We start from the raw sequence: 10,618 nt of genomic DNA on the forward strand, positions 1-10,618 counted from the left end.
GAGAGCGGGGGAGGGTCAGGGTGGGGGCAAGGCACTCAACTCATTCCTTCGGGCTCAACAAGCACGACGTCCGGTTCCGCGTCACGATGGCCAGGCTGTTCTCCGGCTCGCCCGCCCGGCGGAAGCGCAACGCGTTCAACTGGCTGGCGACGCTGAGCGACAGGACGTTCAGATCCGTCTCGTCGATGATCTTCTCGCCGTCCTGCCAGCACTGGATGCGCACGCGGCCCTTGGGAACCCCAACGTCGAGGCCGCCGGGCTGCACGCCCGCGTCGCTGCTCTTCTTGCGGACCACCGTCGCGTCGGCGGCGCCCCCGACGAGGGGGAGCGCCGCGATCGCCACCAGGAGAAGGAGTTTCCGGACCATGGCGCGCCCTCCCTTCCCTCTCGATCACTGGATGGGCCGGAACTCGACGCGCCGGTTGCGGCTGTCGGTCGGGTCGGGGGTCAGCGGCTGGCTCTTGCCCAGGCCGGCGATGGCGATGCGCTGCGGCTCGATGTGGTGGACGCGCACCAGATACTCGCCGACCGACACGGCCCGGCGCTCGGAGAGGGCGAGGTTGTATTGCTCGCTTCCCACGGCGTCGGTGTGCCCCTCGATGACGAGGCGGAGCTGCGGGTCCTGCGACATCAGCCCACCGACCGCGTCGACGTAGGAATAGAACTCCTTCGGGACGTCGGCGGAGTTGAAGGCGAAGTTGATGCGGAAGCCGAAGCCGTTGGTCGGGCGGGTCTCCGCCGGAGTCTCCGGCGCGGAGAGGGTGGCCGGCTGCACACCGTTGGAACGGCGCGGCGCGGCCGGCGGCGGGGCGACGGGCGGGGCCGCGGCCTCCTGAACGGGCGCGCGCCTGGGCTTGGGCTGGGGCGCCGGTTCCGGCTGGGCCACGGGGGCGGTCGGCTGGCTGTAGCTCGGCTGCGGGGTCGCCTGCTGCTGAGCGGGCGCGCCGTAGTTCACGCTGTCGGTCGGACGCGGGCGGTTGGCGCTGTTCATGCCGCCGCCGATGATCTCGATGCTGCGGGTGCGGATCTTCGGCTGTTCGCTGCCGTCCGTCGGCGCCGGGCCGGGCTTCACTGCCTCGCGCAACTCGTCCACGGTCGGCGGGCGCTCGAACATCATGACCCGGTTGCCGCCGGAGCCCTCGACGGTCTGCGCCCGCGCGGGAACCGCCATGCAGGCCAGGGCGATCATCGGCACGGCCAGAACGGGAAGCGCCACGCCGTTCAGCCGTCGGGCGCTGGTCTTGGAGGTCGGTCGCGGCATCGGTGGTCTCCCATGATTCGGCGCCATGATCTGGCGTGGTGTTCGGCTGCCCCCTTCTTTACCCCGCCCCTCGCCCCCGCGCTGTGAGCCGGCCCACAATCCCTATCGTTGAGCCGACACGGCGGGCAGAACCTGCACGGCCATCTGCCGGCTGCGCACGTTGGTCCCCTGGATGCTGCCGTAGGCGCCCACCACGTCCGCCAGCGTCGCGCCGGGGATGGGTTGAAGGTCCTCGGTCTTGTAGCGGTCGGCGATGCGGGTCCCGAGTTCGTCGGGCGAGACGACGCAGGCGATCGTCTCGGAGGCACCGGGACGGTCCATGCGCAGGTTGAAGGGCTTCTGCGCCCCTGGCGGGACCTCGACCTGCTGGTTGGCCTGGACGAAGCTGTCGGGCTGGAAGCGGTTGGGGAAGATGCGGGCCACCGATCCGGCGGCGTCCTGGTAGTAGCAATAGACGAAGCCGTTGGCCGTCGGCTGCACCTTGACCACCAGGGCCTCCCCGGCGCGGTAGCGCGGCTGCGGCCCGCGGTCGGAGCTGAGGACCAGGTCGGGCGGCGCCCCGGCCGGCGCCGGCGTGGCGCGGGGCAGCCCCTCCCCGCCCGCGTTCGACACCGATTGCAGGCGCGGCGCCCCCGGCCCCCTTTGGCCGCTGGGCTGGGCGAGCATGCGCTGATAGAGGTCGAAGTCGATGCGCCCCGTGGCGATCAGGTCGTTGTCCGCCTGATAGCGGGAAATCGCGTCGCGGGTGCGTTCGTCGAGCTGGCCGCTGTCCGATCCGTCGTAATAGCCCTCGGCCAGCAGCACGCGCTGGACGTAGGCGACGCGCTGCGAGGGCGCCATGCCGTCGAACCAGTCGCGCGCCTGGCCGGCGAAGGCCGGGTTGGTCTGGTCGATGCCCAGGCATTGCCAGTAGGGGGTGCGGGTCATCTTGCCCAGCACCTCGATCGTGCTGAGTTCGATCAGCGTGCGCACCGCCTGATGCAGCCCCTCGGATTTGTTGAGCGAGACGTTGAAGGACAGGCCGGCCTTGCCGATCACCGCCCCGGCGTCCGCCCCCTTGCCCGACGAGATGATGGCGAGCGAATTGCTGGCCGACAGGCCGGGGATGATCTGGCGCGTCGCCAGTTCCCCGATGTTCAAATCCACCGAGATCACCGACATCACCTGATCGGCGGAGATGCCCAGGTCGAAGGTCGGCAGGGAGATGCCGGCGCTGGCCGCCTCGCTCACCACATTGTCGTCGAGCTGGGTGATGGCGCCGCGCACGTAGTAAGACGGCGCGCGGAAGTTCGGCTGCACCCCGATCATCCAGTAGAGCGCGTTCACGTCGTCCAGCGTCGGCTCGAAATCGACGAAGCGGAAGGCGTTCGACCGCTCCGACATGCGCGAGACGGCGGTGATCAGCATCTCCTTGGTGCCGCCGGCCACCCGGCCCGTGGCGTCAGGGATGCCGTTGGAGGTGATGAAGATGTCGCGCTTGCCATGGTTCCACATCAGCGTGTCCATGCAGCGCAGCGCTTCGCTGAAGTTGGACACGGTGCGCACGGGCGGGGTCTTCGGCTTCTGGACCACGGTCGCCTGTTCACCCGAGGTGACGCAGGCCCCCAGCAGCAGGAGCGCCGCGGCAGCCGCCACTCTCGCGAAACCGGTGCGCCGAACTAATCCCACGGCCTCAAATCCCATGGCCTCACTCCCTGGACGTTCAGCGGACTGTGGATCAGCGGGCCAGATCAACGGACCGACACGCGCGTGCTGTCGCCGCCCGGACGCACGGTGATGGTGATCTTCTTGGACAGGACCGGCGGGTCGTGCGGTATGTGCTCCGCGTCGCCCATCAGAAGCTGGAGCGTGTGCCGCCCCGGCGGCAGCTCCAGGTAGGTTTCCGTCTGGCCCTTGCCGAAATGGATGTAGTTGCGGTTGTTGGGGATCGGCTCGTCCATCGGCGGCAGGTCGGCGTCCACCAGCAGATGATGGTGTCCGGTGTTGTCCTTGCGTACGCCCGCCGGGGCGACGCCGAAGTTGCGCAGCCCGAACCACACCTTGAAGCGGCCCCTCACCACCTCGCCGTCGTTGGGCCAGCCGACGTAGATATAGGCGTCCTTCGGCGACGCCGTCCGCCCGGACTTCGCCGCATCGGGGGTGGAGGGCGTGCTCTCATGCTCGTGCCCGGGGCTGGCCGGCTGCGGCGTGTTGGTGGTGTCGGACAGCGGCTTGTCGAGCGGGTCGGCTTCCGGCGACGACTGCGCGGCGACCGGCCCGGCGGCGAGCAGGACGGCCAGAAGGACCGGGACGGCGGCGGTGCGCATCATGACTTCCTCCCTGTCGCGCTCCCGTTAGGGGACGATGCCCTGTCAAGGCACGATGATGGTAACCTTCTGCGACATGATCGGCGGGTCGTGCGGCACATGGTCCGCATCGCCCAGGATCATTTGGAGCGTGTGCCGGCCCGGCGGCAGCTCAAGCCGCACCTCCGTCTGGCCGCCGCCGAAATGCAGCGACTGCTTGGTGTTCGGGATCGGTTCGTCGTAGGTGGTGAGGTCGGTGTCCACCAGAAGATGGTGGTGCCCGGTGTCCTCCTTGCGGATGCCCGCGGGGGCGATGCCCATGTTCTGCAAGCCCATGCGGACCCACAGCTTTCCGCCGGAGATGGTGGTGCCGTTGGACGGCCACATGATGTAGGCGCGCGCCCCTTCGGGCGCCTTCTCCCGTCCATTCGTGCTTTGAGCGTTTGCGCTTTGGGCCGACGCCGCGCCCGGCAACAGGAGCAGCGCGGCCGCCACGATCATGGCAGCATGAGGCATGGACACCTCGCTCTTCTGGCTCTTCTCTTTGGGAATTTCAATCTTATGCTTGGTGTGCGGACAATGTTTGCGGTTTTTCGGACCCTATCCTTTCTCTCTCCACCCTCCGAATATTAAGGAGCGAAGGCGATCCCCGACCACCCCACTTTGCGCGAAGACCGGGGCCTCTCCGCCTATTCCTATTTTGGGCTTGACGGGTTCGCTCGCGGTGCGAAGGTCACGGGGCAGGAGGTTGCCGGTTCCGCATGCCCGATTCATCCCGCCTCGCCCCGCTTCCCGTCGGCCCCACCGGCGCGCCGCCGCGCCTCGGTTTCCGCCACCTGCTGGCACCTGCGCTGCTGACACTCGGGGCGGCGGGAGCGGCGGGGCACCGGCCCTGGCTGTCCGGCCACATCACCCCAATCGCCGGCGTCATGGTGGCGGACGCGCTGGCCTCGCTGTTCGCCGTGGTGGCGTGGCTGGCGGCGGCGTGGCTGGGGTCGCGGGTCATCGACCTCGTGGTGGCGAGCCACCCCCGCGCCACGCCAATGCCCCGCCTGCTGACCGATCTGCTGCGCGCTCTGCTCTACGGGCTGGCGGTGCTGGGCATCCTGGCCTTCGTGCTGGGCCAGCCGGTGACCGGGCTGGTCGCCACCTCCGGCGTGGTGATCGCGGTGCTGGGCTTCGCGCTGCGCAACATGATCGCCGACATCTTTTCCGGCATCGCGCTGAACGTCGAGCATCCCTACCGCATCGGTGACTGGGTGGAGCTGACCCCCGGCGTCACCGGGCGGGTGGACGAGATCAATTGGCGGGCCACCCGGCTGGTCACGCTGGACGGCACGGCCCTGGTGGTGCCGAACGGGCTGGCCGCGGGCAACCGCATCACCAACTACAGCCAGCCCGGCACCGGATTCCGCGCCGGCGTGCCGGTAACCCTCGACGCCGAGGTTCCGGTGGCCCGCGCCAAGCGGATCATCCTGTCGGCCATCGTCTGCTGCGACGCCGTCCCCACCGAGCCGCGGCCCGACGTGGTGGTGGACTCGATCACGCTCAACGGCGTCATCTATCAGGCGCGCTTCTGGGTGGCGGACTATTCCCGGCTGGCCGCGACCCGCGACGCCGTGGCGACCACCATCCTGGAGCATCTCGCCCGCGCCGGGCTGGAACCGGCCAACCCCAAGCAGGAAATGCGCCGCCGCAGCAACCGCCCGCCGCCCTGTTCGGCGCTGGGGCTGGGGCGGGACCTGCTGTCCCATGTGGACCTGTTCGCCGCCTTCCGCCCTGAGGAGATTGACGAACTGGCCTCCGGCATGCACCTGCGCCACGTCGCCGCCGGGGAGGCGGTGGTCCGCCAGGACGAGACGGGGACCTCCCTCTTTCTGGTGGCCGAGGGCGCGCTGGACGTGCGCGGGGCCTTCGGGGGGCGGACGCTTCTGCTCGACCACATGGGGCCGGGCGACGTGTTCGGGGAGATGTCGCTGCTGACCGGCCAGCCGCGCAGCGCGTCGGTGATCGCCAACACCGACGCCGTGGTCTATGAGCTGGACAAGGAGGCGCTCGACCCCGTCTTGCGCCGCCGTCCGGAGCTGGCCGCCCGGCTGGCCGACCTGATGGGCCTGCGCCAGCGCCGCAACGACGCCCACCGCCGCGCCAGCACCCCCGCCGCTGTGACCCAGGCGACGACCGAGCATGACCTGCTGGCCCGGCTGAAGACCTTCTTCAGCCTGTGACTCAGCTGTTCAGTGGAGAGAAGGGCATCCCCGCCTGCTCCAGCGCCTTTTCGATCACCTCCGCCGAGGTCTGGTCGAACAGCTGCAGCAGCAGGTCGTCGATCTCCCGATCCTGGCTGTTGCCGCAGGCATCGAACAGGGTGGCGATGGCCTCCGTCTGAAAACGCTCGCGCCCCTCGTCGCCGCCCCGGTAGTCCAGCGCCTTCGCCACCGCGATGGCGACGCGGAAAGGCTTCAGCAGGGTGAAGGACAGGCCCGCCTTGGCGAACAGCCCCTTCAGCGCGTGCGGCCCGCCGTCCCAGGCGAGCTGACGGGCGTTTTCCGGCGGCAGGTTGGCGCGCACCGCCACGCCGGCGTCGAACAGCGCGATCTCCCCGGCGCACAGCGCGCGGAAGAGCAGCGGCGCCGACAGCCGCCCACGGATCAGCAGGTGGCGGGCCAGAAGCTCCACGTCCGCCTCGCGTGGGATCAGCGGTTTCAGCAGGAGCAGGGTCACCGCCTCCCGAGCCCGCTCCACCAGGATGCCGATCAGGCGGGGGTTGAGCCGGTGGCTGCGGATCAGCCGGTTGCGGATCTCCTCCGACACGAAGAGGATCAGCTTTTCGACCACCGCCGCCGACAGATCGGGGCGCGCCGCCATCGCCTCGTTCACCGTGGCGACGCCGCCCCAGCGGTCGAGCACGCTGTGCAGGGACGGTTCCGGGATGACAGCCCCACGGTTGCGCAGAAGCTCGGTGATGACGATGACGTTGCCGTTGCGCACCAGCGCGTCGGACACCGCGGGCGAAACGGAGCGGCGCCCGGCGATGGCCAGTTCCTTCGCCGGGCGCCGTTCGCGCAGGATGTCCAGGAGCAAGCCTTCGCTCAGCTTCTCCGCGTGGCGCAGGATGGGAAAGGCCACCCGGTCCACGTCGCGGGCCAGCTTCTCCGCCAGCCCCTCCGTCAGCAGGGAGGAGTTGTGGATCTGCCACGCCACCGCCTCGCGCACGGCGGTCACCGCGTCGGCGGCGAAGCGTTGCAGGATGTCCATGGCCAGCGCCCGTTCCGCCTCGGCGAGGTCCCCCGCCTCCAGGTCGCGCACCAGATGGGTCATGGTGTCGATGCGCGCCTGGGCGTCGGGTGCGGCCAGCAGACGCTCGACATCCTTCTGGCTCAGGGACCGCTGTGACATGCGCTGGGTCTTCCGGAACGGACGCTCGGGATCAGTACTCCGGCGTATCGTAGCGGATCAGATCGCTCCACGCCCGTTCCAAACGGCGCAACGTGCGGTATGTCGTCTCCAGATCGGCGGCTTCCTCGTCGGTGCGGATCAGCGCCTCGCCCCGCACCGCCTCCAGCCCGCGCAGCGCCTCGCACAGCTTCAGCCCGCGCTCCGACAGGCGAAGCCGCGCCGTGCGCCGGTCGCGCTGCGAGGCGGAGCGGTCGACATAGCCCGCCTCCACCAGATGCTTCAGGTTGTAGGAGGCGTTGGAGCCGAGATAGTAGCCGCGCTCCAGCAGGTCGCGCACCGACAGTTCCTCGCCGCCGATGTTGATCACCATCAGTGCCTGACCGGGGCTGAGGTCGTCGATCCCGATGCGCGCCAGCTCCATCCGCAGCACGTCCAGGAAGCGCCGGGTCATGCTCTCGATGATCCGGCCAAGGTCGGTGTAGACGGCGGGCAGCGACGCGCCCGCCGGGGCGGCGCTGTCCGGCGTGGCTCTCTCCGGTACGGCTGGGGTCGGCTGCTGCTTGGCGGCGGCGCTCATCGCGATACTCCCGCTTTGGAAAAAACCATCATGGTATGGCGTCGATCCAATTCCGAACGGTGGACGGTTACCCCGTCCTTCTGTCGCAAGAATGATAAGATTTTAGTTTAATTTGTGGAAACAATGTTGAGACATGACGGCTCTGCACGCCGGAACCGCCCCATTCACCTCCTGTTGCCCCCCTGTCCCTGCAATCCGCCCCTGCAACACGGAGGAGCCCGACCATGCCGCAGTCCACACGTCATCCCGCCGCACCGCAAGCGTGCACTCGGAGGGTCCGCTGATGCGCAGCGGCTTGGCTCTCGCGGCCGGTTTGCTGGCTGGCCTGTGGCTGGACACCCGCCGCCGCACCAACCGGGCGGAACAGGAGCACCCGCCGACCGGCCATTTCATGAGCGTCGGCGGCACCCGCCTGCACTATCTCGACCACGGGCCGACGGACAGCGCGTCGCCGCCCGTGGTGTTCCTGCACGGCAACGGCACCACCGCCGACGACTGGGCGCTGAGCCTTCTGGACGAGGCGGCCCGGCATTGGCGCTGCGTCTGCTTCGACCGGCCCGGCCACGGCTACAGCGAGGCGACGCCGCGACGCGACGCCGGTCCCGCCGCCCAGGCCGCGCTGCTGCGCGCCGCCACCCGCAAGCTGGGGCTGGAACGTCCCATCGTCGTCGGCCATTCGCTGGCCGGAGCGGTCGCGCTCGCCTGGGCGCTGGATTTCCCGGAGGAGGTCGGCGGTCTGGTCATCCTGTCGGCCTTCACCCATCCGACCCCGCGGCTCGACTTCCTCCCCATGATGGGGCCGGCCATTCCCGCCGCCGGGCCGCTGCTCAGCCACACCGTCCTGCCGCCGCTGGACCGGCTGATCCTGCCGGCGATGATGCGCCGAATCTTCGAACCCAACCCCGTGCCGCCCAGCTACAACGAGTTGTCTCCCGACCTTCTGCTGCGCCCGAAGCAGCTGGAAGCCGCCGCCGCCCAGCTGGCCGCGCTGATCCCCGGCGTGGCGGCGATGGCCCCCCGCTATTCCGAGATCCGCTGCCCGATGTCGGTGGTCGCAGGGCGGGAGGACCGCATCGTCGATCCGCACGCCCACGCGGTGCGCCTGCACAACGCGGTGGCCGGATCGACGCTGCATCTGCTGGCGGAAACCGGGCACATGCCGCAGCACGCCCGCCCGGACGCGGTGATGGCCGCCATCGAGCGGGTGGAACGGGCGATGACCGCCGAGTCGGCTCACGCGGCGACATGAGTCGACTCTTCCGATTCGGCGACCGGGAATTGCGACTCGAAAAAAGCGACTCGTGGCGACTCGGGTGAGGGATGGTTAACAGTTTGGTTACGATCCGAGGGCTAACCTTTGGCCATATCGCACACTTTCAGCGCCTCAAGGATTACGCCGATGTCCATGGCCGCCGACGTTGACACCATCGAACGCACGTCCATCGTCGCCTACACCCTCCTCAACGAGTTGCACGACGTGTTGGCTCTGCCCAAGGCGCCCGATGACGTGACGCTCGGCATCCTGATGGGGCTGTCCATGTTCATGGACGACAAGGTGGGTCCGATGCGCTCCAAGCGCCTGATGTCGGAGGCGCCGACCATCGTCCTGAAGACCGACGCCCACGTCACGTCGGACCAGATGCAGCGGATCATGCCGGTCCTGCGTGCCTTCGGCGACCACCTGAAGGACATGCGCGCCAAGGCCACCCGCCCGGTCGACGACACCGTCGCCTGACCGCAGAGCGGAGCACCCGTTTCGCGACGAAAAAGGCCCAGCCGGCGACGGCTGGGCCTTTTGCCGTTCCGGTGCCCGGCTTGACCCGCCCGGCAATTCATCGGATGCTGAAACCGTTGGTTCACCGGAGGGTCGCCGCCGGTGGTCCGGACGCAACGCAGGGGCGGCTTCGGCCATGGAACTGCCGACGGGGGATTGGATCTGGGCTCTGGCCATCGCCGCCCTTCTGACGGGCGCGACGGTCAGCGTCATCGTGCTCGCCGCCGTGGGCTCGATCCGCCGCAGCGTCAACGAGGGTGGCGCCCGCCAATCGCAGCAAATCCGCAAGCTTGCGGAGACCGTCGCCACCCTGAACGCCCAGCAGCAGGCCGCCGAGGGCCGCGTCCAATCCCTGACCGAGGCGAACCGCAAGCTGGCGGAGGAGGTCGCGGCGCTGAACGAGCGGCTGCGCGACGCGGACTCCGCCCCCCGCATCACCGGCACCGCAAGGCTTCTCCACTGACCATGCCCGACTTGTCCACCTGCCCCATCGACGGCGACGCCGAGCGCGCCCGCTGGACCGCCAGCGCCGACGCCTGGGACCGCTGGGCCGACCCGATGGCCGATCTGGCCGACAAGCTGAACCAGCCCCTGTTGGACGCCGCCGGGGTGACGGCGGGCGACCGGGTGCTGGACCTCGCCTCCGGGGCCGGCGAACCGGCGCTGAGCGCCGCCCTCCGGACAGGTCCGGACGGGCTGGTGGTGGGCAGCGACCTCGTGCCCGGCATGATCGCCGGCGCCCGGCGCCGCGCGGCGGGGATCGCCGACGGGCTGCGCCCGGCCTTCACCGCCGCCGACATGACCGCCCTGCCCTTCGCCGCGGAGAGCTTCGACCGGGTGACCTGCCGCTTCGGCATCATGTTCGTCCCCGACGTGGCGGCAGCCCTGGCCGAGCTGCGGCGCGTGCTGCGCCCCGGCGGGCGGGCGGCCTTCATGGTCTGGGGGCCGCGCGCCGGCAACGCCCTGTTCAACACGGTGGGCGACGCCGTCGCCGCCCAGCTGGGCGAGGACCGCAGCCTCGACCCGCTGTTCCGCTTCGCCGCTCCCGGCCTTCTGGCGGAGGCCATGCGCGCCGCCGGCTTCGCCACGGTGACCGAGACCGACATCACCCCGGTCCGCAAGGCTCCCCAGGGCCAGCCCTTCTGGCGCGCCACGCTGGAGATGAGCTTCGGCCACCGCCTGCACGACCTCACCGCCGGGCAGCGCGCCGCCCTCGACGCCGAAGTGACCCGCCGCTTCGACGCGCAGGCGCAAGGCGGCACGATCCCCCTGCCCATCCACGTCCGCATTATCACCGGCGCCTAATTCCCTCCCCTGCGAAG

The 10,618-nt window shown here is 69.8% G+C and carries 12 protein-coding genes; 5 read left to right on the plus strand and 7 right to left on the minus strand.

Features of this window, described 5'->3' with window-relative positions; genetic code table 11:
- Positions 1 to 40: 40 nt before the first annotated feature.
- The 5 genes from AC1DVI_RS19795 to AC1DVI_RS19815 form a co-directional block, all read right to left on the minus strand.
- Complete coding sequence (locus AC1DVI_RS19795) at positions 41 to 367, minus strand: hypothetical protein (protein ID WP_476959436.1); 327 nt, start codon at positions 365 to 367, stop codon at positions 41 to 43.
- Between the two features lie 24 nt (positions 368 to 391).
- Complete coding sequence (locus AC1DVI_RS19800) at positions 392 to 1,261, minus strand: OmpA family protein (RefSeq protein WP_476959437.1); 870 nt, start codon at positions 1,259 to 1,261, stop codon at positions 392 to 394.
- A 102-nt stretch (positions 1,262 to 1,363) separates the two neighbouring features.
- On the minus strand, positions 1,364 to 2,896 hold the full coding sequence (locus tag AC1DVI_RS19805; RefSeq protein ID WP_476959438.1) for a DUF4384 domain-containing protein: 1,533 nt from the start codon (positions 2,894 to 2,896) through the stop codon (positions 1,364 to 1,366).
- Positions 2,897 to 2,991: 95 nt separating this feature from the next.
- Complete coding sequence (locus tag AC1DVI_RS19810; RefSeq protein ID WP_476959439.1) at positions 2,992 to 3,570, minus strand: DUF4399 domain-containing protein; 579 nt, start codon at positions 3,568 to 3,570, stop codon at positions 2,992 to 2,994.
- Between the two features lie 42 nt (positions 3,571 to 3,612).
- The gene (locus AC1DVI_RS19815) at positions 3,613 to 4,062 is read right to left on the minus strand and encodes a DUF4399 domain-containing protein (RefSeq protein ID WP_476959440.1); all 450 of its coding nucleotides are present in this window, start codon (positions 4,060 to 4,062) and stop codon (positions 3,613 to 3,615) included.
- Positions 4,063 to 4,307: 245 nt separating this feature from the next.
- Between AC1DVI_RS19815 and AC1DVI_RS19820 the strand changes: the two genes are divergently transcribed.
- Positions 4,308 to 5,774 (plus strand): cyclic nucleotide-binding domain-containing protein, encoded by a 1,467-nt coding sequence (locus AC1DVI_RS19820; protein WP_476959441.1) that lies wholly within the window; start codon positions 4,308 to 4,310, stop codon positions 5,772 to 5,774.
- A 1-nt stretch (position 5,775) separates the two neighbouring features.
- On the opposite strand, the gene AC1DVI_RS19825 is transcribed toward AC1DVI_RS19820, so the two are convergent.
- Both AC1DVI_RS19825 and AC1DVI_RS19830 read right to left on the minus strand, forming a co-directional pair.
- Positions 5,776 to 6,945: a DUF2336 domain-containing protein gene (locus tag AC1DVI_RS19825; protein ID WP_476959442.1), complete on the minus strand. Its 1,170-nt coding sequence runs from the start codon at positions 6,943 to 6,945 to the stop codon at positions 5,776 to 5,778.
- A 31-nt stretch (positions 6,946 to 6,976) separates the two neighbouring features.
- Entirely contained in the window at positions 6,977 to 7,522 is a 546-nt protein-coding gene (locus AC1DVI_RS19830; RefSeq protein WP_476959443.1) for a MarR family winged helix-turn-helix transcriptional regulator, read from the minus strand.
- 283 nt (positions 7,523 to 7,805) lie between these two features.
- On the opposite strand from AC1DVI_RS19830, the gene AC1DVI_RS19835 reads away from it, so the two are divergent.
- The 4 genes from AC1DVI_RS19835 to AC1DVI_RS19850 all read left to right on the plus strand — a co-directional run bounded on the left by AC1DVI_RS19835 (position 7,806) and on the right by AC1DVI_RS19850 (position 10,601).
- Complete coding sequence (locus AC1DVI_RS19835; protein WP_476959444.1) at positions 7,806 to 8,771, plus strand: alpha/beta fold hydrolase; 966 nt, start codon at positions 7,806 to 7,808, stop codon at positions 8,769 to 8,771.
- Between the two features lie 156 nt (positions 8,772 to 8,927).
- A complete protein-coding gene (locus tag AC1DVI_RS19840) occupies positions 8,928 to 9,257 on the plus strand; it encodes a hypothetical protein (protein WP_236778094.1) in 330 nt (109 codons plus the stop codon).
- A gap of 175 nt (positions 9,258 to 9,432) precedes the next feature.
- The gene (locus tag AC1DVI_RS19845; RefSeq protein WP_476959445.1) at positions 9,433 to 9,759 is read left to right on the plus strand and encodes a hypothetical protein; all 327 of its coding nucleotides are present in this window, start codon (positions 9,433 to 9,435) and stop codon (positions 9,757 to 9,759) included.
- 2 nt (positions 9,760 to 9,761) lie between these two features.
- Positions 9,762 to 10,601 (plus strand): class I SAM-dependent methyltransferase, encoded by an 840-nt coding sequence (locus AC1DVI_RS19850; protein ID WP_476959446.1) that lies wholly within the window; start codon positions 9,762 to 9,764, stop codon positions 10,599 to 10,601.
- Positions 10,602 to 10,618: the final 17 nt, after the last annotated feature.

It is taken from the genome of Azospirillum sp. P4_B5 (genome assembly GCF_056402275.1).